Raw genomic sequence first — 23068 nt, 5'->3', positions numbered from 1 at the left:
GGTCTCAGGATCCCTTCACCGCATTGACGATCTTCTGGGCTGCGTCGTCGAGATCGTCGGCCGCGATCACGTCGAGGCCGCTTTCGTTGATGATCTTCTTGCCGAGCGCCACGTTGGTGCCTTCGAGGCGAACCACCAGCGGAACCTTGAGGCCGACTTCCTTGACCGCCGCGACCACGCCCTCGGCGATCACGTCGCATTTCATGATGCCGCCGAAGATGTTGACCAGAATGCCCTTCACGGCCGGATCGGCGGTGATGATCTTGAACGCCGCGGTGACCTTTTCCTTGGTCGCGCCGCCGCCGACATCGAGGAAGTTCGCCGGCTCCTGGCCGTAGAGCTTGATGATGTCCATCGTCGCCATGGCGAGGCCTGCGCCGTTGACCATGCAGCCGATATTGCCGTCGAGCGCGACATAGGCGAGGTCGTATTTCGACGCCTCGATTTCCTTCTCGTCCTCTTCGGTCAGGTCGCGCAGCTCGACGATGTCCTCATGGCGGAACAGCGCGTTGTTGTCGAACGACACCTTGGCGTCGAGGACGCGCAGGCGGCCGTTCTTCATCACGATCAGCGGGTTGATCTCGAGCAGCGCCATGTCCTTTTCGACAAACGCCTTGTAGAGGATCGGGAACAGCTTCTCGCCGTCCTTGGCAGCCTCGCCGGAAAGTTCCAGCGCGCCGTTGAGCTTGGCGAGATCAGCAGCCGTAACGCCGGCTTCCGGATCGATCGCCACGGTGATGATCTTCTCAGGGGTCTTTTCAGCAACCGCCTCGATGTCCATGCCGCCTTCGGTGGAAACCACGAAGGCCACCTGGCCGACGGTGCGGTCCACCAGGATCGAGAGATAGAGTTCGCGCTCGATGTCGGCGCCGTCTTCGATGTAGAGACGGTTGACCACCTTGCCGGCGTCGCCTGTCTGCTTGGTCACCAGCGTGTTGCCGAGCATTTCCTTGGCATGCGCCTTGGCTTCGTCGATCGAGAAAGCGAGCCGCACACCGCCCTTGGCGTCGGCTCCGAGTTCCTTGAACTTGCCCTTGCCGCGTCCGCCGGCATGGATCTGGCTCTTGACCACGTAAAGCGGGCCGGGCAGCGATTTTGCAGCAGCTTCCGCCTCGTCGGCCGAGAAGATGGCGACCCCTTCGGCCACCGGCGCGCCGTAACCCTTGAGAAGGGCTTTGGCCTGGTATTCATGGATGTTCATGGGAACTCCTGGATTGAGTGAACGGTCGAGAGCATCTTGACGTTTCGTTAAGCCTGATAACGCTCTAACCCGATGTTCTTACGCAAGTCTGAACGGAAAGCCGGTTTCTCGGCTTCCCGTTCGATCTGAGGACCCGATTACTTCAGATTCGGGGCGATCGCGATGCAGGCTTCGCAGAGGCCTGCGACCGATTCCACCGACTTGTCGAAAGCCTTCTGCTCGGTCTTGTTCAGCTCGATCTCGATGACGCGCTCGATGCCGCCTTCGCCGATGACGCAGGGCACACCGACATACATGTCCTTGACGCCGTACTGGCCCGACAGGTGCGCGGCGCATGGCAGAACCCGCTTCTTGTCCTTGAGGTAGCTCTCGGCCATCTCGATCGCCGATGCGGCCGGCGCGTAATAGGCCGAACCGGTCTTCAGCAGCTTGACGATCTCGGCGCCGCCGTCACGGGTGCGCTGGATGATTTCCTCGAGCTTTTCCTTTGAGGTCCAGCCCATCTTGATCAGGTCCGGCAGCGGGATGCCGGCAACCGTCGAGTAGCGCGCCAGGGGAACCATGGTGTCGCCGTGGCCGCCAAGCACGAAGGCGGTGACGTCTTCGACAGAGACATTGAATTCTTCGGCGAGGAAATGCCGGAAGCGGCCCGAGTCGAGCACGCCGGCCATGCCGACGACCTTGTTCTTCGGCAGACCCGAGAATTTCTGCAATGCCCAGACCATCGCGTCGAGCGGGTTGGTGATGCAGATGACGAATGCGTTGGGAGCATATTTCTTGATGCCCGCACCGACTTGTTCCATCACCTTGAGGTTGATGCCGAGCAGGTCGTCGCGGCTCATGCCCGGCTTGCGGGCGACGCCGGCGGTGACGATGCAGATGTCGGCGCCTTCGATGGCGGAGTAGTCATTTGCGCCGGACATGCGGGCGTTGAAGCCTTCCACCGGTCCGGACTGGGCGATGTCGAGCGCCTTGCCCTGCGGCGTGCCCTCGGCAATGTCGAACAGGACGACGTCGCCCAGTTCCTTCAGGGCGGCCAGGTGGGCGAGCGTGCCGCCGATCATTCCCGAACCAATCAAAGCAATTTTATTACGCGCCATGTCGAAACTCTCCGCAGGTCGTTGTGGTTTGGAACCTGCCTCACGCCCGGCCCCGATTTTCGCCCAATCGCATAGACCGAATGCCTCCAACTGGCAACTCAAACTTTCGATATGAGTATTTTCAATCGGTTAGGTTCTAAAACTCTTACGTAAACGTAAATATTTCAGGAGCGGCCGGATGTCGTTTCCACCTGATTTGCCAGGCTCGCCTCCAGATAGGCTTCGCTCTGCATCTCGTTGAGGCGCGATGCGGTCCGCGCAAATTCGAAGCTTTCGGTCCCGGTCTTGCCGGTATAGAGCCCGTCCGGCTCTGCCGCGGCCGAGATGAACAGCCGGTTCTTGCGGTCATAAAGCGTGTCGATCAGGGTGATGAAGCGCTTGGCCGCATTGCGGCTGGCTTCCGCCATCACCGGCACGCGGTCGACAAACACGGTGTGATAATTCTTGGAAATCGCAGCGTAGTCATTGGCCCCCAGCGGCACCTCGCACAACTCCTTGAAGGAAAACCGCGCCGCGCCCGCGCCGGCATCGGGAACGGTCACGTCCCGGCCCTGGACCCGGACCGTATCGGGCGCAGTCTGCTTGCCCGCCGTCACCCGCTTCCACGCCATATCCATGGCCGCGTCGCCCTCGCCCTCGCTCTGGTCAAGCCGGTGATAGACCGGCATCCGGGTGGTGGTTTCCATCCGGTAGTCCGTACGCGCGTCGAGATTGACGATGTCGACATTGTCCTTGAGCAGGCCGATGAACGGCACGAACAGCTGCCGGTTCAGCCCGTCACGGTAGAGATTGTCCGGCTCGACATTCGATGTCGCCACCAGCACGCAGCCGCGGCTGAACAATTGCTCGAACAGCCGTGACAGCAGCATGGCGTCGGCGATGTCGGTCACGGAAAACTCGTCGAAGCACAGCACCCAGGCCTCATCGATCAGCTGGCTTGCCACCGGCGGCACCGGATCGGTTTCCTTGGTCTCGCCGTTCTTGAGTTTCTGCCGGTGGGCATGGATGCGCGCATGCGCATCCGCCATGAAATCGAGAAAATGCGCCCGCCGCTTGCGCTTGGCCGGTACCAGCTCGAAGAACATGTCCATCAGCATGGTCTTGCCGCGGCCGACCGAGCCATGGACGTAGAGACCGCGCGGCGGCACGTTGGAATTCCGCTTGCGCCCGAACATCCAGCCCAGCGCGCTCGACTTGGTCGCAAGCCGCTTGGTCGAAACCTCCCCCAGCAGGGTGTCCAGCCGTTCGGCCAGCGCCACCTGCGCTGGATCAGCGGAAAACTCGCCACTGGCCACGCGGGCCGCATAGGCGCTCGCAACGGTGTCGTGTCTCTTCCAGCTCATGAGGCAGCATCTATCGCGTCAGGCTGCGGCCCCGATCTCAACGGGAAAGGGAAATCGGCTGACCGGTCGAGGTCGAGCCGTCATAGCGCTCATTGGCCGACTGGTAGAGACGGCCGATCTGGTTGCCGCTCGAATCGGCGAGAATGACCTGCTTGCCCTGCACGTCCCAGGCGGCGATCGCCGCCGCATTGCCCACGCAGCCGCGCGAGGCGGCGCGGTATCCGCCGGTCCACTTGGTCAGCGACAGGAACACGTCGCAGCTGGTACCGCCGCTTGTCGCCGACCAGCGGCCGATCAGCGCTTCGCGGGTCAGTTCCGGCGCATTGGCTTCCGCAACCTGTGGCGACAGGGTCTGTTCCGGCGCGGTTGGCGCTGCGGGAAACTCGCCGGGCTGCGGCGTCATCGGCGGCGCCAGCTGGCCGGATTGGACACCGCCCACCGGTGCCGGCATCAGCGGCGCCGGCTGCGGCTGGGTGTTCAGACCACCGAAGGATGTCCGCTGGCATCCGCCAAGAACTGCGGCGACCGCAACTGCGACCAGCAAGGTGTGCATCTTCATAGACAAGCTCCGGTTGGGCGAGGCATCTGCTTCGCTGTTCGTCCCATTAAAGCGCATAAAATGTCCATAGCATGGAAATTGCAAGGCAAACCGGCCGCTGGAACATATTAGCTGGACGATAATCCAATGTTATTGACGCCAATACACCAGTCGAACCTTAATTGTCACCCGCGTATTTGTGTAGATGGAACCCAGACATAGCCTTCCGGATCGACGATGAAGCACTCCCGCAATCCGTGCGGCTTGTCGAGGCTGCCCGCCAGCACATGGTCGCCGCGCTCTCGCGCCCGGGCTTCCGCCTTGTCCGGATCGAGGCCATAGACCCGGATCTCGATCCCGGCGCCGCGGGTTTCGGAGCCGGCCACGATGCCCGACATCGGATGGTGCGAGTAGCTGTGATCGGCATGCAGCATGAACACCGAACCGCACAGCTCGATCGCTGCAAAATCCTCGTCGCTGTCAAGCACCATGGCGCCAAGGCAATCGCGGCAGAAAGCGAGTTCGGCCGCCATGTCGCGAACCAGCAGGTTGACGCCGATGCCGCGCGGCAGCGAGCGTCCGAAATCGTCCGCCGGCATCCACGGCTCCTTGCTGCGCTTCATGGTCATTGCTTTCTCCCCGTGCCGGCATCTGCCGCTATCCGGGATGAATTGGCAAGGCACCGCGGATGTCAATGCCCGGCCTGATCGGCCGCCGGCTGCCGGATCGGGCTACTTGCCCAGGCCCAGATGCGCCTCGTCGCCCCAAAGCGCCTTGATTTCCTGGTCGCGGCCGCAGGCGCGGCGGTAGTAATTGTAGCGCACCGGGCTCTTCTGATAGAAATTCTGATGGTAGTCTTCCGCGGGCCAGAACTTTGCCTGCGGCTCGATTGCCGTGACCACCGGCTGGCCAAGCGTCTTCTCGGCCTCGGCGCGGGCGGCTTCGGCAAGTTCTGCCTGCTCGTCATTGAGCGTGTAGACCGCGGTCGAGTAGCTGAAACCCCGGTCGCAGAACTGGCCGCCCTCATCGGTCGGATTGATCGTCCGGAAGAAGATCTTCAGCAGCTCGGCATAGCTCACCACCGCCGGATCGTACTTGATTTCGACGGCTTCCCGGTCGCCATTGGCAACATGGGTCTTGTAGGTCGGGTTGTCGGCCTTGCCGCCGATATAGCCGGAGATTGTTTCTGACACGCCCTTGACCTGATCGAAATCCGATTCGACGCACCAAAAACAGCCGCCCGCGAAGATCGCCGTTCCGGTCTCCTCCGCACGCGCGGGTGCGGCGGTCAGGGCCGCGGCGAACAGGGCGGATGAGAGCAGAAGTCTGAACATGGGGATCTCCTTTATTGCCGTTCAACCTAGACCCGAAGACAGCGAAGACAACTCACGCTTCCGCACAAAGCCGTGAAGCCGCAGCTCCCGCCCGCTACACCGCTCAACCGGCGCCGCTCACCCGACGCCGCTCACCATGTCGAACACGTCCAGAGCCTCGGCGCCATAGATCATCGAAGGCCCGCCACCCATGTAGACCGCAACGCCGATGGTCTCGACAATTTCCGCGCGGGTGGCGCCGTACTGGTGTGCCGCCTTGGCGTGAAACGCCAGGCAGCCGTCGCAGCGCGCAGTAATCCCGATCGCCAGCGCGATCAGTTCCTTGGTCTTGGAATCGAGAACGCCCGGCGCAATCGCCGATTGCGCCAGCTGGCCAAAGCCCTTCGACTGGTCCGGCATCGCCTTGCGCAGCGTCGCCATCCGGTGATTGGTCTGATCGATGAATGCATTCCAGTTGGTCTCGGCCATGCCCGCGCCCCCGTTGTTCGGATTACCCGACCACAGCTAGCAGTCCGCACGGCACGGGGATTTGATCGCAATCAAACCGGAGCAGCAATCAGCCGCCACGGCCTCGCGCCCTTCCCATCAGGGCGGTGTGTCTAGCAGTGTGTCGGCCAGACACGGTGTTCGTCATCAATCACGAAGACATGCCGGTGCCGCCTGCCGCTGGCCGGATGATCGCGCAGATGCGGATGGTCCTGCGGCAGGTCCCGGTGCTCGTGCTCGATCACCCGCGCATCATCCGCCGGCCAGGCCCTCAGCGCCAGCAGCCAGCCGCCCATGCCGATTGCGCCCAGCACCGCCATTGTTTCCGGCAGGCCAAGCGCGCTTCCGGCCCATCCCGCGATCGGGTAGGTGATCAGCCAGCACAGATGCGACAGGGTGAATTGCGCGGCAAACAGCGCCGGCCGGTCTTCGGCATGGGCGGAATTGCGCAGCAACCGGCCCGAAGGCGTCAGGATGGATGCATAGTACAGGCCGCTCAGCCCCCAGACGGCGAGCAGCATCGCCCAATCCGGCAGCCCTTGCATCACCTGGTAGCCCGCATGCGCCAGGGTCAGCGCGGCCAGAAGCAACCCGGCCGCCAGCATCACCTTGCGGTCGGAAACCTGTTCCAGCAGCCGGGGCAGCGCCAGGGCTGCAAGCATGGATCCACCACCGAAGGCGGCCAGCGCCCCGGCCACCGCGCCATCGCCCATCCCGTAGCCGCCGCGAACCAGCACGACGGTATTGACCAGCACGAAGGCGCCGCTTGCCGCCGCGGTCAGATTGAGCGCCAGCAGACCCCGCAGCCGTGGCGTGGCAACATATATATTTATGCCTTTGGTAAGCCGATCCCGAAACGGCCTCAGCTGTTTCTCTGGTCCCGCGGGCGGGATCGCCGCGGCAAGAACCAGGAGCGCAGACCCGGCGAAACCGATCACCGTACCGCCGAACAGCCAGTGGTAGCTGATGAAGGCAAGCAGCAATCCCGCCAGCGCCGGGCTCAGCAGGTTTTCCAGATCATAGGCCAGCCGCGACAGCGACAAGGCCCTGGTGTAGTCGCGCTCGTCGGTCAGCACATCGGGAATGACCGCCTGGAAGGCCGGCGTGAACGTGGCCGAAGCCGCCTGCAGCACGAACACCAGCACATAGATCTGCCAGACCGCATCGATGAACGGCAGCGTAAGAGCCACTGCGGCGCGGACCATATCGGCACCGATGAGCACCCTTTTGCGCGGCCACCGCCCGGCGAGCGCATTGGCGAGCGGCGCCAGCCCGACATAGGCCACCATCTTGATGGCAAACACCGTGCCGAGCACCGGACCGGCATCCTCGCCTGCAAGATCATAGGCCAGAAGCCCCAGCGCCACGGTCAGCATCCCGGTGCCGATCAGCGCCACCACCTGGGCCGTAAACAGCCGGCCATAGGCCGGGTGCCTGAGAAGCTCGATCATGGGATCACGCTAGCAAACCGCAGGCCTTGGGCGATAGGGCGCCAGAGTGTTTAGAGCACGATATCTCTGCGGGATCGTCCGATTTGAACAGTCTAGCCCTTCTTCAACACGCCCGTATCTATCAGCTGCTGAAACATTTCCGCCGCCGCGTCGCTGACCGGATGGTACTCGATGCCGAGTCCGCGCTTCGACTTGGAATTGTCCGCCCGCCAGGGGTATCCCATATTGTCGGATATCATCTGACGCGACAGCTGCTTGCTGACCATCGGGCCGATCAGCCAGAGCAGCCACTTCGGCAGCTCGCGGGTCGGGAATGGCCAGTCATCGCCAAAATGCTGCCGCAGCATCTGACCCAGTTCGAGAAACGATACGGTCTGCGCCGAGGCGATGTGGCGGCCCCTTGCATCGGCCAGAAAACCGGCACGCAAATGCGCTTCCGCCACGTCGCGCACATCCACCATGCCGATTTCCATCGGCGGTGCGCCAGCCTTCAGGGTGCCGTCGCCGAACTGCTTGAGAATGGTGTGGGATTCCGACGTCGAGTTGCCTGAAATGGTCTTGCCGATGACCAGCGACGGATTGATCGTCACCAGCCGCCAGCGGCTTTGCGCATCGGCAATTGCCCAGGCCGCCTTTTCCGCCTCCACCTTGGAGTAGGAATAGGGCTGCCGATCGAGCGACGAGGTGGTGTTCCAGGTTTCTTCCGTCAGCACCTTGCCCGGCGCCTTTTGAACGTCCTTGTTGTCGCCATAGATCGCAGCACAGGAGCTGGTGACCACCACGCGCTGAACACTTGGCGTGCGATTGGCGGTTTCAAGCACATTGCGGGTTCCGTTCACAGCCGGATCAACCAGGTCACGCTGCGGATCATCGAAATTGCTGGTGAACGGAGACGCCGTATGGAACACCACCGCGCAGCCTTCCATGGCCGGCCCGTAGCTCCCGTCATCGAGCAGATCCGCTTCGAAAAGCTTCAATTCGCCCGGCAACTCCGCTGCCATCCTGTCAAGATGTGCGGTCTTTTCGGCATTGGAAGGCTCACGCACAGGGGCATGCACGGTGAGCCCCTCCTCAAGCAGCCGTCGCACCAGCCACCCTGCGACAAAGCCGGTGGCGCCGGTCACCATCACGGGATGGTCTGTCGGATAAACGTGCTCGGTCATGGGGAGCCTTTCAAAAATTGCTCGACACGGGATCAGCCAGGCCGATCGCATGTCTGTCCTTCATCCTCCCCAATGCACTGTGCATTACAATGGTTCCGGACAACAGCCATTGTTGGTATGTTTTGGTGTTTCGGTCTGTCGCCACTGCACAACAGCTACGTGTTCTCGCAACATTGCACATGCTGCGCCTCCAGGCCTGGGGCTGCAAAGGATGCGCAATCAACCGGCCGCATCGCGCTTCGTTTTCATCCTTCGTAAGGACGCGCCAGGGCTTCAGCCATCAGGTCGAACACCAGCCGCACACGCCGGCTGGTGTGGACCTCACGGTGGGTCACCAGCCAGACGGGGAAGACGAGCGGCTCAAGCCCGGGCAACACCTGCACCACGCCCGGTTCCGCATCGCCGATATCGGCGGCCATGACGCCGATGCCGAGCCCCTGCTTGACGTGGCTCCACTGCACCAGGTGGCTTTCCGAGATCAGGGGAAAATTCTTCTGTGTCAGCGTCAGCCCGAACCGGGTCATCGCCGCGATGAACTCGCCCGACCGGTTGAAGCCGATGAACTCCGCCGTCGTGAAGTCCTCGGGTGCCGATGGATTGCCGAGGCTCTCGAGATAAGAGGGCGTCGCATAGATCCGGCCATGGATGTCGCGGATCTTGCGCGCCACCAGGTTGGGCTGGGTCGGCCGGTAGTTGCGGATTGCGATATCGGCCTCGCGCCGCCTCAGGTCGCTCTCGGTATTGGTGGCGACGATCTCGACATCGATGCCCGGCGCCGCCTGCCTGAGCTGTCGGATGATCGGCGGCAGGCGGAATGCCGCGTCCGTCTCGCTGGCGCTGATCGACACCGTGCCCTCGATCGCCTGCGCCCTGCCCGAGGCCGACAGCGACATAAGCGCCGCAGCCTCGCCCATGGCGCGCACGTGATCCATCAGCTCGAGCCCGCTCGGCGTCAGCGTCAGTCCGCGCCCGACCCGCTCGAACAGCGCCACGCCGAGCTCCCGTTCGAGCGCCGTCACCTGGCGGCCGAGCGTCGGCTGCGCCATTCCCAGCGCCCGCGCGGCAGCCGACAGCGAGCCCTCCTCCGCGGTCACCAGGAATGCCCGGGCCCGGTTCCAGTCGAAATTGACAGATCTCCAATCCATGCGAAAATGCATATCATATCGGCATAACTGGTCAATTTATTCTGCGCTTGCGCATGGCTATATGCGGACCGGAAACTGGAGAACAGACCGATGAAAGCCATTGCCTATTCCAACTATGGACCGCCAGACGTGCTCAAGCCCGTCGACCTGCCCAAGCCCGCTCCGAAACCCGGTGAAGTCCTGGTCCGGATCCGCGCCACCAGCGTCACCGCGGGCGACTACCGCGCCCGCAGCCTCGACATGCCCCCGGGTTTCGGCCTGGTCGGCCGCCTGGTGTTCGGGCCTTTCCGGCCGCGCCGCCAGGTTCTTGGGGCCGAGTTTTCCGGCGTGGTCGAGGCGGTCGGTAGCGACGTCACCCGTTTTGCCCCGGGCGACCGGGTCTTTGCCTATCCCGGCGCCGGCTTCGGCGGCTATGCCGAATACGCGGTGATCGCCGAAACCGCGGCGATTGCACTTATGCCCGCCGATCTCGTTTTCGATGAGGCCGCGGCGATCCCCTTCGGCGGCGCAACGGCGCTCAATTTCCTGCGCGACAAGGCCGGCATCAAACCCGACGACCGCGTGCTGATCATCGGCGCCTCCGGGACCGTCGGCAGCGCCGCCGTGCAAGTCGCAAAAGCCTTTGGCGCTCATGTCACCGCAACGGCATCGGCTGGCAAGCTCGACATGCTGCATGATCTCGGCGCCGATGAAGTGATCGACCACTCACGTGAGAACCCCGCCGCTGCCCAGAGCGCCTACGACATCATTCTCGACACCAGCGGCACCGCGACATACCCGAAGTATGGATCATCTCTCAAGCCCGGCGGCCGGCTGCTGCTGGTCTCCGCCAACCTGTGGCAACACATCGGCACGCTGTTTGCCCGCAAGAGCGGCGGCCGCAAGGCCTCCGGCGGCTATGCCCCCGAACGCGCCGAGGACCTGCATTTTCTCGCTGATCTTGCAGCCAGGGGAGGGTTCAAACCCCATATCGACAATCGCTTTCCGCTGGCCGAGGCCGCCCAGGCGCACCGCTACTACGAGAACCCGGCCCGGAAGGGCCACGTTGTCATCACCATTGATCCGGCCTGACTCCCGGAGGCGACCAGGCCACCTCCTGCCGGTCAGGCCGGAGGTCCAAACAGGCCGTTGAAATTCATCGCCGGACTGCATAGACACGGAGGCTTGAATGGGCGCACCGGCGTCCCGAAATCTGGCCGCGCGGCCAGGGAAAGACCGAGTTCACATGAGCCTCCCCAACGACCTCAAAGCCTCCACCATCGCGGCCCAGGCCGGCGGCGTCATCGACATGCCCTCGGGCGGTGTCGTGCCGCCGGTGCAGCCGTCCACCACCTTCGTCCGCGACGAGGATTACGCGCTGGTCAATCCCGACAACATCTATTCGCGCGACAATTCCGACATCGTCCGCATCACCGAAAATGTGCTGGCGCGGCTGGAGAACGCGGAAGAAGCGCTGCTGTTCCCCTCCGGCATGGCCGCCATCGCCGCGCTGTTCCGCACCCTGCCCAACGGCGCCACGGTTGTGGTGCAGTCGGGCATCTACTGGGGCACCACCAAATGGTTGCGCGATTTTTCCGCCCGCCGCCAGATTACCCTGCACGAGGTCGACGCGTCTGATGCGCCGGCACTCGAACAGGCCTGCGCCACCCACACCCCGGCCCTCGTGTTCATCGAGACCCCGTCCAACCCGTGGCTCAAATCAGTCGACATCGCCCATGCGGCAGAATGCGCCCACAAGGCGGGCGGCCTGCTGGCGGTCGATTCCACCGCCGCCACGCCGGTACTGCAGCGGCCGCTGGGACACGGCGCCGACATCGTCATGCATTCGGCCACCAAGGGCATTAACGGCCATTCCGACGTGCTCGCAGGCGTGCTCGCCACCGCAGCACCCGCCGCGAAGGTCTGGACCGACATCAAGGCCGACCGCCATGATGCCGGCGCCGTCATCGGCCCGTTCGAGGCCTGGCTCCTGCTCCGCGGCATGCGCACCCTGCCATTGCGCGTCGAGCGGATGAGCGTCAATGCGCTCAAGATCGCCAGCTGGCTCAAGGCCCATCCAAAGGTGACGGATGTCTTCTATCCCGGCCTTGCAAGCCATCCCGGCCACAAGGTTGCGGCCCGCCAGATGCAAGGCGGCTACGGCTGCCTGTTCTCATTCCTGGTTCAGGGCGGCGCGCCCGAGGCGCTCGCGGTGGTCGGCAAGCTCAAGCTGTTTCACCGCGCGACCTCGCTGGGCGGCGTCGAAAGCCTCGTCGAACACCGCCACACGATCGAGCCGCACACCGGCATCCCCGAAAGCCTGATCCGCGTCTCGGTCGGCATCGAGGACGCCGACGACCTGATCGCGGACCTGAGCCAGGCGCTCGGCTGAAATCGAAACTCGGCGGCTCCCCAATCTCCCCCCTTGCGGGGGAGATGTCGGCATAGCCGACAGAGGGGGGTGAGGCTCACTTTGCTTCGAAAAGCCGGCGGATGCCGAGACATCGCCCCCCTCTGTCACTTCGTGACATCTCCCCCGCAAGGGGGGAGATCGGGAGACGCGAGCCTCAGTTACAATCGGACACAAAAAGGGGCGCCTGAACGCCCCATTTCACTAGAATGTCTTGCCGGTCCTACACCCGGCGCTCGACCATCATCTTCTTGATCTCGGCAATCGCCTTGGCCGGGTTGAGGCCCTTGGGGCAGGTCTGCGCGCAGTTCATGATGGTGTGGCAGCGGTAGAGCCGGAACGGATCCTCGAGATCATCCAGCCGCTCGCCGGTGGCTTCGTCTCTCGAGTCGATCAGCCAGCGATAGGCCTGAAGCAAGACCGCGGGACCGAGATAGCGGTCGCCGTTCCACCAGTAGCTCGGGCACGAGGTCGAGCAGCAGGCGCACAGGATGCACTCGTAGAGACCATCGAGCTTGGCCCGGTCCTCGTGGCTCTGCTTCCATTCCTTGGCCGGTGTTGGCGACACCGTTTTGAGCCACGGCTCGATCGAGCGGTGCTGGGCGTAGAAATTGGTCAGATCCGGCACCAGGTCCTTGACCACCGGCAGATGCGGCAGCGGATAGACCTTCACCGCCCCGTCGATCTCGTCGAGACCCTTGGTGCAGGCGAGCGTGTTGGTGCCGTCGATGTTCATCGCACAGGAACCGCAGATGCCTTCGCGGCAGGACCGGCGCAGCGTCAGCGTCGCGTCGATCTTGTTCTTGATCCACAACAGGCCGTCGAGCACCATCGGACCGCAATCATCGGTGTCGATATGGAACGTGTCGATGCGCGGGTTCTCCGCATCATCCGGCGACCAGCGGTAGATCTTGAATTCGCGCGTGTTCTTGGCGCCTTCAGGCTTCGGCCAGACCTTGCCCGGCTTCGGCTGCGAATTCTTCGGGAGTGTGAGTTCAACCATTGTCTCTGTTCCCTCTTAGTACACGCGGGCCTTGGGCGCGATCTTGGCGAGATCGATGCCTTCGGCAATCAGCTCGGTGTGGACGGGACGGTAGTCGAGCCTGACCGCGCCCTTCTCGTCGACCCAGGACAGCGTGTGCTTGCGCCAGTTCTCGTCGTCGCGGCCGCCCATCGGACCATCCTTGTAGTCCTCGCGGGCATGCGCGCCACGGCTTTCCTTGCGCGCCTCGGCCGAGACCACGGTGGTGATCGCATTGGCCATCAGATTGTCGAGCTCGAGCGTTTCCATCAGGTCCGAATTCCAGATCAGCGACCGGTCGGTGACCTTCACGTCGGACAGCTCGCCCCAGATCTCGCCCATCCGCTTGCAACCGGATTCGAGCGATTCCTGGGTGCGGAACACGGCGGCGTCTTCCTGCATGGTGCGCTGCATCTTCTCGCGCAGCTCGGCCGTCGGCGTCGAGCCCGAAGCATGGCGCACGCCGTCGAAGCGGGTCATGATCTTCTCGAACGAAGCCTCGTTGACCGCAGGGATCGCCGAAGTCCGGTCGATCACTTCGCCGGCGCGGATCGCCGCTGCGCGGCCGAAGACCACCAGGTCGATCAGCGAGTTGGAGCCCAGACGGTTGGCGCCGTGCACCGAGGCGCAACCGGCCTCGCCGACGGCCATCAGGCCCGGGGTGACCCGGTCCGGCTGGTCCGTGGTCGGGTTCAGCACCTCGCCCCAGTAGTTGGTCGGGATGCCACCCATGTTGTAGTGCACCGTCGGCAGCACCGGGATCGGTTCGCGGGTCACGTCGACGCCGGCAAAGATCTTGGCACTTTCCGAAATCCCCGGAAGCCGCTCGTGCAGCACCGCGGGATCAAGGTGATCGAGGTGCAGGAAGATATGATCCTTGGCCTTGCCGACGCCGCGGCCCTCGCGGATTTCCAGCGTCATGCAGCGCGACACCACGTCGCGCGAGGCCAGGTCCTTGGCCGACGGCGCATAGCGCTCCATGAAGCGCTCGCCCTCGGAATTGACCAGGTAGCCGCCTTCGCCGCGCGCACCCTCGGTGATCAGGCAGCCTGCGCCGTAGATCCCTGTCGGGTGGAACTGCACGAACTCCATGTCCTGCAGCGGCAGGCCAGCGCGCGCGATCATGCCGCCGCCGTCGCCGGTGCAGGTATGCGCCGAAGTGGCCGAGAAATAGGCGCGGCCGTAGCCGCCGGTGGCCAGCACCACCATCTTCGCCGAGAAGCGGTGAATGGTACCGTCATCAAGGTTCCAGGCGACAACACCGGTGCAGCGGCCGTCCTCTTCCATCAGCAGGTCGACGGCGAAATACTCGATGAAGAACTCGGCATTGTTCTTCAGCGACTGGCCGTAAAGCGTGTGCAGGATGGCATGGCCGGTGCGGTCAGCCGCCGCACAGGTGCGCTGCACCGGGGGGCCTTCGCCGTAATTCTGCATGTGACCGCCGAACGGCCGCTGGTAGATCCGGCCATCCTCGGTGCGCGAGAACGGCACGCCGTAATGCTCAAGCTCATAAACCGCCTTCGGCGCTTCCATGGTCAGGTACTGCATGGCATCGACATCGCCGAGCCAGTCCGAGCCCTTGACGGTGTCATACATGTGCCACTGCCACGAATCGGGCGTCATGTTGGTCAGCGAGGCGGCGATGCCGCCCTGCGCCGCAACCGTATGCGACCGGGTCGGAAACACCTTTGAGATGCAGGCGGTGCGGAAGCCCTGTTCGGCCATGCCCAGGGTGGCGCGCAGTCCGGCGCCGCCGGCGCCCACCACGACCACGTCATAGGCGTGATCGACAATCGAATAGGCGCGTCCGCCAATGTTGACGCTCGACGTCATTACCATGATCTGTCAGCCTCCGAAGCCGAGTTTGAGAACCGCGAACAGCGAAACGGCGCCGACCGCGATCGAAAAGAATGTGTTGAGGATCAACAGGCTCACCTTCATGCCCTCGGCATGGATATAGTCCTCGATGATGACTTGCATACCGAGCTTCATGTGAATGATGCCGGAAATCACCACCAGGCCCATCAGAACCGCCACCAGCGGGTTGGACAGCGCGCCGGCCACCACCGCATAGGGCTCGCCATTATAGGCGATGATGAAGAAGATGAAGAACAGCAGCAGCGGCACGTTGGCCACCGCCGTCAGCCGCTGCCGCCAGAAATGGTCGGTGCCTTCCTTGGCCGAGCCGAGCCCGCGGACTTTCGAGAGAGGCGTACGCATCTTGTTGGTATCCATATCCCTCTTGCTCCTAGAAACGGGCTGCGTAGCCGGCGATCCAGACCAGGATCGTCAGTGTGATCGAACCCGCGAGTGTCGCCCAGGCCATCTTGGTCGAGGTCGCCGGATCAAAGCCGCGGCCGGTGTCCCAGATGAAATGGCGGATGCCGCCCAGCATGTGATGCAGCAGCGCCCAGGTGTAGCCGAACAGCACCAGCCGTCCGAGGATCGAGCCGAAGATCCCGTTGACCCAGTCGAAATAGGCTTCACCCGAAGCCGCAGCCACCAGCCACCAGGCCACCAGCAGCGTGCCGGCGTAAAGCGCCATGCCGGTGAAGCGGTGGACGATGGACATCACCATGGTCGGAATTTGTTTGTAGATGCTCAGGTGCGGCGACAATGGCCGGTTCTGCGTCACATTGGTCATCGGGACCTTGTCCTTTTTTCCCTCAAGAAACCCATCCGCTTCTCCGCAAGGTGATCGGCGGCAGGTTTGCGGAGGTTTTAGTGCGTTATGTGCACCGCGTCAAAGCCCGGTTTGCCATCGGTAGCGCGCCTTTCGTCGAAAGCGAAACGGGCTTTCGCCTTCCATAGCGCTTCAAACGATTCAAAATGCTTAACGGCGGCCACAAGCCACCGCTTCGCCGCCCGGGAGAGCTTCAAGGGCGCAGGTGGCGTTGCGAAAAACAATCAGCGTGAATGGTCGAATCGCAGTTCCCAGCTCGAAAAATCCGCCTTGGTGGCAAGTTTTTCATAGAGCTTGCGGCCTTCTTCCGGCTGCCGCGGGGCATTGAGGATGATTCGCGACCAGCCGCGCGCGTCGCTCTCCTCGGCCAGCATGTCGATCATCGCCTGGGCGATACCCATCTTGCGGTGCAGGTGGCTCACATAGAGATGATCGACCTGGCCGCAGCGCATGCCGGTCACCGGATCCGGAAGGTCGTAGAAGATCACGAAACCGACCAGTTCGCCATCGAGCCGCGCCCCGAAGATCTGGGCGACGCGGTCCTGCAGCAGCGTTTCGGCGTAGTAATCGTCCGGACGGCGCGGCGCACCGCGCTTGAGCGACTGGACATAGGCAGCCAGCAGCGGCGAGAAATGATGCGCGTCATTAAGGCGCAGCAGCGAAATGTCGATGTTCTTGGGCGTACTCATGGCCGGCATGTTTGGTTCAAAGCCGCTTCACGGTCAAGCCTGTAGAAAGTCGCATCGCAGCAGAAATACGCCCGGACCGGAACCGGAGGCGCGTTTTAACGTTAACCGGCGATAGCCACCCCGCCGTCCGTGACTCGCTGCCAAGCCTGGTGCACAATGAAGCCGGATTTGTCTGCGAAGAACAGAGCCGCGCAGCCCGAGCTTAAGCGCAACCCGACCTTCAGGAAGGATACCGCCATGACCGCCACGCTTTTTTCGCACGCCCCGGGCCGCAGGGCTGCCCTGGCAGCCCTTGCGTTGCTGGCAGGCTTCGGTATGGGAATTGGCAGTTCTGCCCTCGCAAGTGACCTGAAGCCGCCATCGGGCAAGTCCAGGCTGCTCAATGACAGCGACATCACCATTGTCATCATCGATGACAATGACCGCCGTTCGTCTTCGCGCAGCGGCGGCTCGAGCCGCTCGGAACCGGCACCGGTGCGCGCGCCGTCCGGCAAGGTCAGCCGCGAAGAGGACGACGTTACAATCCGTTTCAGGCGTGACCGCAGCACGGCAACCGGCACCGGCAGCACCGTCACCACCACCGGCACCAGCACCGGAAACCCCGGCCCGAAGATCATCATCGTCGACCGCAACAGCAATGGCTGCGACGGTGGCGGGGTCTGCGTCATCCGGCCCTGAAGTTCGGCAGGCGCGCCCTGGAGTGATCCCGCGCCACGGGCGGTACGGGCGACCGCGTGCCTGGCGCATTGCTGGACCGGAAGGACTCGTTTCGGCCGGGTTTTAGCGAATTCTGTCCCGCTACGGGACATGTCAGCGGCCGTCTGGATAGCCGCGAAACCGCATCCTAACCATGCTTTCGGGTTCAGCGTGACCGCCGTTCGCAATAGGCAGACACTGTCTCCATCAAGCCGAAGGAGGAAGTCACATGCAATCGACATCCTGGAATACGCCGCTCACCATTGATGATCCCGAAACGGGGCTCCACAAGACGGTGAAATCCGCCCGGCAGGCGAAGATCCTGCTCCACCGGAACTGGCCGGACACCCATGGCAGCCGCTACCACGTTGCCGAGCAGGCCTGCGAAGAAGTGATCAGCGGCAAGGCGCCGCCGCGCAAGGCCCGCCATGCCCTCATCGCCGCAGCCATCGAGGCGCACCTGCATGTAAGCTGATGCAACCGGCGGGACCATGGCGACCGCAACGACCGGATGATGAAGGCCTGAATCGAAAGAACCCGCCGGTCACCCGGCGGGTTCTTTTGTCAGCTTGATTCCCGGGCCGGTATCACGCAGCCCGCAAAAACCCTATTTCCACTCGCGGATATCGACAAAGTGCCCGGCAACCGCCGCAGCCGCTGCCATCGCGGGCGAGACCAGGTGGGTGCGGCCCTTGAAACCCTGGCGGCCTTCGAAGTTGCGGTTCGAGGTCGAGGCGCAGCGTTCGCCGGGCTTGAGCCGGTCGTCATTCATCGCCAGGCACATCGAGCAGCCAGGCTCGCGCCAGTCAAAGCCCGCCGCCTTGAAGATGACGTCGAGGCCTTCGGCTTCCGCCTGTTCCTTGACCAGGCCCGAGCCTGGAACGATCATCGCGTCGACATTGGCGTTGACGGTCTTGCCTTCGACCACCTTGGCCGCGGCGCGCAGATCCTCGATGCGGCCATTGGTGCACGAGCCGATGAACACCCGGTCGATCTTGATGTCGGTGATCGGGGTGCCGGGCTTGAGCCCCATGTAGTCGAGCGCGCGCCATTTCGAGGTGCGCTTGGCCTCGTCCTTGATGTCGTCAGGGTTCGGCACCACGCCGGTGACCGAGATCACGTCCTCGGGCGACGAGCCCCAGGAGACGATCGGCGGCAACGAGGCGGCGTCGAGCCGGACGATCTTGTCGTAATGCGCGCCCTCGTCCGACGGCAGCGTCTTCCAGTACTCGACAGCCATATCCCAGGCCTTGCCCTTGGGCGAGCGAGGACGGTCCTTGAAATAGGCATAGGTCTTCTCGTCGGGCGCGATCAGGCCGGCCCGCGCTCCGCCTTCGATCGTCATGTTGCAGACCGTCATGCGGCCTTCCATCGACAGCGCGCGGATCGCCTCGCCAGCGAACTCGATGACGTAGCCGGTGCCGCCGGCGGTGCCGATCTCGCCGATGATGGCGAGGATGATGTCCTTGGCTGTGACGCCCTCGGGCAGCTCGCCATTGACCTCGACCAGCATGTTCTTGGCTTTTTTCTGGATCAGCGTCTGGGTGGCGAGAACGTGTTCGACCTCGGAGGTGCCGATGCCGTGAGCCAGCGCACCGAAAGCGCCGTGGGTCGAGGTATGGCTGTCGCCGCAGACGATCGTGGTGCCGGGCAGTGTGAAGCCCTGCTCCGGGCCGACGATGTGGACGATGCCCTGCCGCTTGTCGTTCTCGTTGAGATATTCAACGCCGAAATCAGCCGCGTTGGTGGCCAGCGCCTCGACCTGGATGCGGCTTTCCTCGTTCTTGATGCCGAGCGCCCGGTCCGGCGAGGTCGGCACGTTGTGGTCGACGACGGCCAGCGTCTTTTCCGGCGCGCGAACCTTGCGGTGTGCGGTCCTGAGGCCTTCGAAGGCCTGAGGGCTGGTGACTTCGTGAACCAGGTGACGGTCGATATAGAGCAGGCAGGTGCCGTCCTCTTGCTGATCGACCAGGTGGTCGTCCCAGATCTTGTCATAGAGTGTGCGCGGTGCGGTCATGGTGGTGGTCCGTGTAAATGATGAAAGAGCATGGATCTGAAGTCCGCCAGCGGGATGGCGGCAGCAACGCAGGCCTCAGGCGCCGAGGCTGGACAGCGCCCCGGAAATGCGCGCGAAGAACCGCGCCGGCAGGCGCTTGTGATCCTGCAGCACAAAGACTTGAGGCGCGAGACATCTGAATTTCGATCCCATGCCCCGGCTCATACCAATTTTTGGGCAGACCGGCAATCATATATGAGCTTGCAGCAATAGAGGCTCCTGCCGGCCAGGCCGCTTCAGCCGTCGTCACCGGAATCGCCGGACTGTTTGATCGACTGCTCGACCGACTGCTCACTCGGTTTTGGCATCACCCGGGTTTCGAGCCGGCGCACCAGCGCCAGGACCAAGCCGCCCAGCAGGCAGGACAACAGCGCCACCGGCCACAGGCCGAGCCCTGCCGAAAGCCCGCAGGCGCCCGCCAGCCACATTCCGGCCCCGGTGGTCAGCCCCTGAACCTTGCCGCGCCGCATCAGGATCGAGCCCGCGGCCAGAAACGCTACCCCGGCGGTAATCGCCTCGACCAGCCGCAGCGGATCGGTGCGGATCTGATCGTCGGAGAAAGCGGGCATGGCGATGATTTCCAGTGCGATGACGGCAAACACCGCAGCGGCCAGCGCGATCATCATGTGGGTGCGCAGCCCCGCCGGCCGTTCGGCGATCTCGCGCTCGAAACCAAGCACGCCGCCCAGGCCGGTGGCCAGAAGCAACCGCACGGCAATCACCTGCCAGGGCAGGCTTGTCGACAACGAGAATTCCTCGATCAGGCCAATCATGCCGGGGTAACGCCGCAGACCGCCGGCTGGTTCCGGCCGCAAGTTCGGCGCAAACGGCTCAGGCCAAGGGCTGGCCGCGCTCCAGCAGTTTCCGGTAATGGGCCGTCCGACGGTCTTGCAAGTCCATTCGGTCAGTGTACCCGATGTCCCGCTTGAGCCGTTCATCCAGCTCGTCGGCAGCCATCACCCTGCGGCCGGGCAGCAGACATGCGAGAAGCCGGCCCGCTCTACGGGCTGCAAGGCACAATGGTTTTGCTGGCCCGCAAAGCCGCGCGAACCGGCCCTGCGAAGCGCGATCATGACCGCTCATCGCTCTTTCCTTTTTGTAGGGTGTGGTCTTTTGATGTGTTCCGGAGATAGGGTGACGCACGAAAGCTTGAAATTCCAACGGAATTCCTGTCTGAGCCCATAGAGAGAACTTATCGATGAAACTATCGAGGAAGGTCCCGCTCAACGCGCTGCGGGTGTTTGAAGCGGTGGCCCGCCATGGCGGGTTTTCCCGCGCCGCCGAAGAACTGGGCATGACCCAGACTGCGGTGAGCTACCAGATCAAGTTGCTGGAGGAGCACATTGGCGAACAGCTGTTCCTTCGGCAACCGCGCCGGATTGTCAACACCGAGACCGCCGAGCGCATGCTGCCAAGCGTCAGCAAGGGCTTCGAGCATCTTGGCGACGCCATGCTGGCCGCCGTCCAGCCATCCAGCCAGACACTGGAAATCCACTCCTCGCCGACCTTTGCCTCGCACTGGCTGGCCCGCAATCTCGGCAGCTTCCAGCTTGCCTGGCCCGGAACAGCCGTGCGGCTGTTGCGTGTGAGCAAGATCACCGATTTCAACCGCGATCCCGCCGATATCTCCATCCGCTGGGGCGTCGGCCCCTGGCCGGAGCAGGAGTGCCATTTGCTCGGCCGGTTTTCCTTTGCCCCGATGCTAAGCCCCGCACTGGCGGCAAGCGCCGGCGGGATAACCGAACCCAGACACCTGTTGCGCCTGCCGATCATCGGCGCCCAGCAGGACTCCTGGCAAACCTGGTTTGCCAGCGCCGGTCTTGAGCCGCCCGACCTGTCGGTCCACAAGCGGCACAATTACATCGAGCAGGACCTGTGCGCCAACGCGGCGCTGGCCGGCCAAGGCGTCGCCATGCTCAATCACATCTATTTCGCTGAAGAACTCGCTTCCGGGCGGCTGATCGCACCCTTCAACCATCACTGCAGCGATGATATCGGCATCTGGCTGGTGCACCCGGCAAGCCGGCGCAACAATCCGAAGATCAAGGCGTTCCGGGAATGGATCCTGGCCGCGGTTTCAGCCGACATGCAGCGGACCGAGCCCGCATCACCCGTATCCTGAGGCCGGTCAGGCCAGCACCTCGAACACGTGAGCACTGACCAGAACGTCCGGTTCATCCAGTGCGAAGGCCCGGAACGGCGGGCTCTGTTCCAGCCGCCGCCAGATCCCGCGTCCGCTCAGATCCTCGATTGTGGAGCCAAATCCGCCACTGTGGAAAATCGTGTCCCGCACCGTGAAGATCGCGATGCCGCCAGGACGGGTGATGCGGCAGAGTTCCTCAAGGCTTGAGGCCGGCGCATGGCCCTCGGTGAAGACGCCGGTGGAGAAGAACGCGGCGAAATGATTGTCCTGCCAGGGCAGCACCTCGCCGAGCGTGGCGCGCTTCAGATCGTCATAGGCGTTACGCGACCCGGCCACCTTGAGCATCTCTTCGGAGAAATCGAGACCGGCGATCCGGTCGTAGCCAAGCGAGGCAAGGTAGGGGCCCGACAGTCCGGTGCCGCAACCGGCATCAAGCAGCGGCCCGGCGTCGGGCCGGACGTAACGCGAAACCCAGGCCAGCACCTGGAACGGCAGGCAGTAACCGGCGGCCAGGGTGTCGCGGTCGTAGGCGGCGGCCCAGGCGGCGTAGGCAGCGGCCAGCTCGTCCGGTGATCTGGCGGCATAGACCTGTTCGAGTTCCCGATTGCTGCGGTGAGCCATGATTGTCTCCTACCTGGCCAGAGTTGAATGCCGCCTCCCGCCGTTGGCAGAATTCACTCGTCGAATCTGCGGCCGGGGCGGAACATCGGCTTTTCCCGATTGTCGCCATTCTTGTCGATCAGGTCGATGAGCACCAGTGCACTGGTGCGGCGAAGCCTGCCCGAGCTGTCAAGCGCAAGCGCATAGGAGAGCACAAGAAAGGCGACAAGATTAATGACCGTCCCCAGCGGCACGACCAGGTCGGGCCTGACGCCGCCCGGCGGAAGCCCGGCAAACACCTCGCCATCTGCAACCGAGAGCGGGAAGAACAGAAGATCCCTGATGTCCTGCGCCACGGCGACCGGAAGCCCGAGATTGGGCGACAGCGACAGCAGCAGATCCGAACAGACCCACACACAGCTGCCGACATAGATCACGCCGATCGGGATGCTGCCATAGAGCCGGGTTCGCGCAATCGAACCGGCAAATCCGGGTGTGTACTCCACCTGGAAGCACAACAGCACGCCCAGCGTCATCAGCGGCATCAGCTCAAACAGGCTCCAGCGCGGGAAGAACAGAAACAATGACCCGATGTTAACGCCCCACAGATTGCCGAGCATGAACAGCGAGGGCAGATACGGCATCAGCAAGGCCAGCGGAAACAGCGTCCACAGCCGCGAGCCGACCGCCAGGCCACGCCCGTAAAATGCCATTGCCCCGACGACAGAAGCGGCAATCAGCAGGCCGGGCTGAAGCCAAAGGCCGAAAACCGCCGCCATCGCCCCGCAAGTCCCGCCGCTGATGCAGCCCTGTCCGGCAATCACCGGGACCACGAACCACAGGGCCTGACCGAAAAACACCGTCCCCAGCGCGAGCAGGCTGACGAACAGGATAAACCAGCCTGTGAAGCTTCTGGCGGTAAGTCTGGAAGGCACGGATCGATCCCCGGGTTGCACTGGCCGCAACCTGCAAGGGTCAGACTAACAAAACCCTAAATTGAACATGGAAATTCGCAGAAATTCGATGTTTA

At 63.4% G+C, this 23068-nt stretch carries 24 protein-coding genes; 5 read left to right on the top strand and 19 right to left on the bottom strand.

Annotated elements, in window-relative coordinates:
* Positions 1-4: 4 nt before the first annotated feature.
* The 10 genes from sucC to SPHINGO391_RS23855 all read right to left on the bottom strand — a co-directional run bounded on the left by sucC (position 5) and on the right by SPHINGO391_RS23855 (position 9761).
* A complete protein-coding gene (sucC, locus tag SPHINGO391_RS23900; RefSeq protein ID WP_152011192.1) occupies positions 5-1201 on the bottom strand; it encodes an ADP-forming succinate--CoA ligase subunit beta in 1197 nt (398 codons plus the stop codon).
* Between the two features lie 137 nt (positions 1202-1338).
* The gene (gene mdh / locus SPHINGO391_RS23895; protein ID WP_152011191.1) at positions 1339-2301 is read right to left on the bottom strand and encodes a malate dehydrogenase; all 963 of its coding nucleotides are present in this window, start codon (positions 2299-2301) and stop codon (positions 1339-1341) included.
* Positions 2302-2465: 164 nt separating this feature from the next.
* Positions 2466-3644: a cell division protein ZapE gene (zapE, locus tag SPHINGO391_RS23890; RefSeq protein WP_152011190.1), complete on the bottom strand. Its 1179-nt coding sequence runs from the start codon at positions 3642-3644 to the stop codon at positions 2466-2468.
* Between the two features lie 37 nt (positions 3645-3681).
* On the bottom strand, positions 3682-4203 hold the full coding sequence (locus SPHINGO391_RS23885; protein ID WP_193217395.1) for a protease inhibitor Inh/omp19 family protein: 522 nt from the start codon (positions 4201-4203) through the stop codon (positions 3682-3684).
* Positions 4204-4367: 164 nt separating this feature from the next.
* Positions 4368-4811, bottom strand: a complete 444-nt coding sequence (locus SPHINGO391_RS23880; RefSeq protein WP_152011188.1) for a hypothetical protein — start codon at positions 4809-4811, stop codon at positions 4368-4370.
* A gap of 102 nt (positions 4812-4913) precedes the next feature.
* On the bottom strand, positions 4914-5516 hold the full coding sequence (gene msrA, locus SPHINGO391_RS23875) for a peptide-methionine (S)-S-oxide reductase MsrA (protein ID WP_152011187.1): 603 nt from the start codon (positions 5514-5516) through the stop codon (positions 4914-4916).
* Between the two features lie 117 nt (positions 5517-5633).
* The gene (locus tag SPHINGO391_RS23870; RefSeq protein WP_152011186.1) at positions 5634-5984 is read right to left on the bottom strand and encodes a carboxymuconolactone decarboxylase family protein; all 351 of its coding nucleotides are present in this window, start codon (positions 5982-5984) and stop codon (positions 5634-5636) included.
* A 131-nt stretch (positions 5985-6115) separates the two neighbouring features.
* Positions 6116-7453 carry an MFS transporter gene (locus tag SPHINGO391_RS23865; RefSeq protein WP_152011185.1) on the bottom strand — a complete coding sequence of 446 codons (1338 nt, stop codon included), beginning with the start codon at positions 7451-7453 and terminating at the stop codon, positions 6116-6118.
* Positions 7454-7545: 92 nt separating this feature from the next.
* On the bottom strand, positions 7546-8616 hold the full coding sequence (locus SPHINGO391_RS23860; RefSeq protein ID WP_152011184.1) for an aldehyde reductase: 1071 nt from the start codon (positions 8614-8616) through the stop codon (positions 7546-7548).
* A gap of 245 nt (positions 8617-8861) precedes the next feature.
* Positions 8862-9761, bottom strand: coding sequence for a LysR family transcriptional regulator (locus SPHINGO391_RS23855; protein ID WP_152011183.1), 900 nt, complete (start codon positions 9759-9761; stop codon positions 8862-8864).
* A 90-nt stretch (positions 9762-9851) separates the two neighbouring features.
* Here SPHINGO391_RS23855 and SPHINGO391_RS23850 point away from each other — a divergent pair, with 90 nt between their 5' ends.
* A complete protein-coding gene (locus SPHINGO391_RS23850; RefSeq protein WP_152011182.1) occupies positions 9852-10832 on the top strand; it encodes an NAD(P)-dependent alcohol dehydrogenase in 981 nt (326 codons plus the stop codon).
* Between the two features lie 154 nt (positions 10833-10986).
* Positions 10987-12132, top strand: a complete 1146-nt coding sequence (locus tag SPHINGO391_RS23845) for an aminotransferase class I/II-fold pyridoxal phosphate-dependent enzyme (protein WP_152011181.1) — start codon at positions 10987-10989, stop codon at positions 12130-12132.
* 241 nt (positions 12133-12373) lie between these two features.
* Here SPHINGO391_RS23845 and SPHINGO391_RS23840 read toward each other — a convergent pair whose 3' ends face one another.
* The 5 genes from SPHINGO391_RS23840 to SPHINGO391_RS23820 all read right to left on the bottom strand — a co-directional run bounded on the left by SPHINGO391_RS23840 (position 12374) and on the right by SPHINGO391_RS23820 (position 16543).
* Positions 12374-13153, bottom strand: a complete 780-nt coding sequence (locus SPHINGO391_RS23840) for a succinate dehydrogenase iron-sulfur subunit (protein ID WP_152011180.1) — start codon at positions 13151-13153, stop codon at positions 12374-12376.
* 15 nt (positions 13154-13168) lie between these two features.
* Positions 13169-15004, bottom strand: coding sequence for a succinate dehydrogenase flavoprotein subunit (gene sdhA, locus SPHINGO391_RS23835; protein WP_193217448.1), 1836 nt, complete (start codon positions 15002-15004; stop codon positions 13169-13171).
* A gap of 12 nt (positions 15005-15016) precedes the next feature.
* Positions 15017-15406 (bottom strand): succinate dehydrogenase, hydrophobic membrane anchor protein, encoded by a 390-nt coding sequence (gene sdhD / locus SPHINGO391_RS23830; RefSeq protein WP_152011178.1) that lies wholly within the window; start codon positions 15404-15406, stop codon positions 15017-15019.
* Between the two features lie 13 nt (positions 15407-15419).
* Positions 15420-15815 carry a succinate dehydrogenase, cytochrome b556 subunit gene (sdhC, locus tag SPHINGO391_RS23825; RefSeq protein WP_152011177.1) on the bottom strand — a complete coding sequence of 132 codons (396 nt, stop codon included), beginning with the start codon at positions 15813-15815 and terminating at the stop codon, positions 15420-15422.
* A 263-nt stretch (positions 15816-16078) separates the two neighbouring features.
* Entirely contained in the window at positions 16079-16543 is a 465-nt protein-coding gene (locus SPHINGO391_RS23820; RefSeq protein ID WP_152011176.1) for a GNAT family N-acetyltransferase, read from the bottom strand.
* A gap of 237 nt (positions 16544-16780) precedes the next feature.
* Here SPHINGO391_RS23820 and SPHINGO391_RS23815 point away from each other — a divergent pair, with 237 nt between their 5' ends.
* Both SPHINGO391_RS23815 and SPHINGO391_RS23810 read left to right on the top strand, forming a co-directional pair.
* The gene (locus SPHINGO391_RS23815) at positions 16781-17221 is read left to right on the top strand and encodes a hypothetical protein (RefSeq protein WP_152011175.1); all 441 of its coding nucleotides are present in this window, start codon (positions 16781-16783) and stop codon (positions 17219-17221) included.
* A 247-nt stretch (positions 17222-17468) separates the two neighbouring features.
* A complete protein-coding gene (locus SPHINGO391_RS23810; protein ID WP_152011174.1) occupies positions 17469-17714 on the top strand; it encodes a DUF982 domain-containing protein in 246 nt (81 codons plus the stop codon).
* 132 nt (positions 17715-17846) lie between these two features.
* Here the strand turns inward: SPHINGO391_RS23810 and leuC are convergent, their stop codons facing one another.
* Positions 17847-19256: a 3-isopropylmalate dehydratase large subunit gene (leuC, locus tag SPHINGO391_RS23805; protein WP_152011173.1), complete on the bottom strand. Its 1410-nt coding sequence runs from the start codon at positions 19254-19256 to the stop codon at positions 17847-17849.
* A gap of 275 nt (positions 19257-19531) precedes the next feature.
* Entirely contained in the window at positions 19532-20068 is a 537-nt protein-coding gene (locus SPHINGO391_RS23800) for an MgtC/SapB family protein (RefSeq protein ID WP_152011171.1), read from the bottom strand.
* Positions 20069-20493: 425 nt separating this feature from the next.
* Here SPHINGO391_RS23800 and SPHINGO391_RS23795 point away from each other — a divergent pair, with 425 nt between their 5' ends.
* Positions 20494-21417: a LysR substrate-binding domain-containing protein gene (locus tag SPHINGO391_RS23795; protein ID WP_152011170.1), complete on the top strand. Its 924-nt coding sequence runs from the start codon at positions 20494-20496 to the stop codon at positions 21415-21417.
* Between the two features lie 6 nt (positions 21418-21423).
* Here SPHINGO391_RS23795 and SPHINGO391_RS23790 read toward each other — a convergent pair whose 3' ends face one another.
* Positions 21424-22059, bottom strand: a complete 636-nt coding sequence (locus SPHINGO391_RS23790) for a class I SAM-dependent methyltransferase (RefSeq protein WP_152011169.1) — start codon at positions 22057-22059, stop codon at positions 21424-21426.
* Positions 22060-22112: 53 nt separating this feature from the next.
* Positions 22113-22973: a hypothetical protein gene (locus tag SPHINGO391_RS23785; protein WP_152011168.1), complete on the bottom strand. Its 861-nt coding sequence runs from the start codon at positions 22971-22973 to the stop codon at positions 22113-22115.
* Positions 22974-23068: the final 95 nt, after the last annotated feature.

The sequence above is a fragment of the Hoeflea sp. EC-HK425 genome, from assembly GCF_902498795.1.
Lineage (GTDB): Bacteria > Pseudomonadota > Alphaproteobacteria > Rhizobiales > Rhizobiaceae > Hoeflea > Hoeflea alexandrii.
This window is presented reverse-complemented; position numbering and strand designations above follow the sequence as displayed.

Bases quoted from the DNA above. Each gene is read 5' to 3' on its own strand.
- SPHINGO391_RS23885 (WP_193217395.1), bottom strand. From the start codon at position 4,203: ATGAAGATGCACACCTTGCTGGTCGCAGTTGCGGTCGCCGCAGTTCTT.
- SPHINGO391_RS23860 (WP_152011184.1), bottom strand. From the start codon at position 8,616: ATGACCGAGCACGTTTATCCGACAGACCATCCCGTGATGGTGACCGGC.
- SPHINGO391_RS23790 (WP_152011169.1), bottom strand. From the start codon at position 22,059: ATGGCTCACCGCAGCAATCGGGAACTCGAACAGGTCTATGCCGCCAGA.
- leuC (WP_152011173.1), bottom strand. From the start codon at position 19,256: ATGACCGCACCGCGCACACTCTATGACAAGATCTGGGACGACCACCTG.
- mdh (WP_152011191.1), bottom strand. From the start codon at position 2,301: ATGGCGCGTAATAAAATTGCTTTGATTGGTTCGGGAATGATCGGCGGC.
- sdhC (WP_152011177.1), bottom strand. From the start codon at position 15,815: ATGACCAATGTGACGCAGAACCGGCCATTGTCGCCGCACCTGAGCATC.
- sdhA (WP_193217448.1), bottom strand. From the start codon at position 15,004: ATGACGTCGAGCGTCAACATTGGCGGACGCGCCTATTCGATTGTCGAT.
- SPHINGO391_RS23795 (WP_152011170.1), top strand. From the start codon at position 20,494: ATGAAACTATCGAGGAAGGTCCCGCTCAACGCGCTGCGGGTGTTTGAA.
- SPHINGO391_RS23880 (WP_152011188.1), bottom strand. From the start codon at position 4,811: ATGACCATGAAGCGCAGCAAGGAGCCGTGGATGCCGGCGGACGATTTC.
- SPHINGO391_RS23840 (WP_152011180.1), bottom strand. From the start codon at position 13,153: ATGGTTGAACTCACACTCCCGAAGAATTCGCAGCCGAAGCCGGGCAAG.
- sdhD (WP_152011178.1), bottom strand. From the start codon at position 15,406: ATGGATACCAACAAGATGCGTACGCCTCTCTCGAAAGTCCGCGGGCTC.
- SPHINGO391_RS23870 (WP_152011186.1), bottom strand. From the start codon at position 5,984: ATGGCCGAGACCAACTGGAATGCATTCATCGATCAGACCAATCACCGG.
- SPHINGO391_RS23850 (WP_152011182.1), top strand. From the start codon at position 9,852: ATGAAAGCCATTGCCTATTCCAACTATGGACCGCCAGACGTGCTCAAG.
- SPHINGO391_RS23855 (WP_152011183.1), bottom strand. From the start codon at position 9,761: ATGGATTGGAGATCTGTCAATTTCGACTGGAACCGGGCCCGGGCATTC.
- SPHINGO391_RS23800 (WP_152011171.1), bottom strand. From the start codon at position 20,068: ATGATTGGCCTGATCGAGGAATTCTCGTTGTCGACAAGCCTGCCCTGG.
- SPHINGO391_RS23865 (WP_152011185.1), bottom strand. From the start codon at position 7,453: ATGATCGAGCTTCTCAGGCACCCGGCCTATGGCCGGCTGTTTACGGCC.
- SPHINGO391_RS23845 (WP_152011181.1), top strand. From the start codon at position 10,987: ATGAGCCTCCCCAACGACCTCAAAGCCTCCACCATCGCGGCCCAGGCC.
- msrA (WP_152011187.1), bottom strand. From the start codon at position 5,516: ATGTTCAGACTTCTGCTCTCATCCGCCCTGTTCGCCGCGGCCCTGACC.
- SPHINGO391_RS23815 (WP_152011175.1), top strand. From the start codon at position 16,781: ATGACCGCCACGCTTTTTTCGCACGCCCCGGGCCGCAGGGCTGCCCTG.
- SPHINGO391_RS23810 (WP_152011174.1), top strand. From the start codon at position 17,469: ATGCAATCGACATCCTGGAATACGCCGCTCACCATTGATGATCCCGAA.
- zapE (WP_152011190.1), bottom strand. From the start codon at position 3,644: ATGAGCTGGAAGAGACACGACACCGTTGCGAGCGCCTATGCGGCCCGC.
- sucC (WP_152011192.1), bottom strand. From the start codon at position 1,201: ATGAACATCCATGAATACCAGGCCAAAGCCCTTCTCAAGGGTTACGGC.
- SPHINGO391_RS23820 (WP_152011176.1), bottom strand. From the start codon at position 16,543: ATGAGTACGCCCAAGAACATCGACATTTCGCTGCTGCGCCTTAATGAC.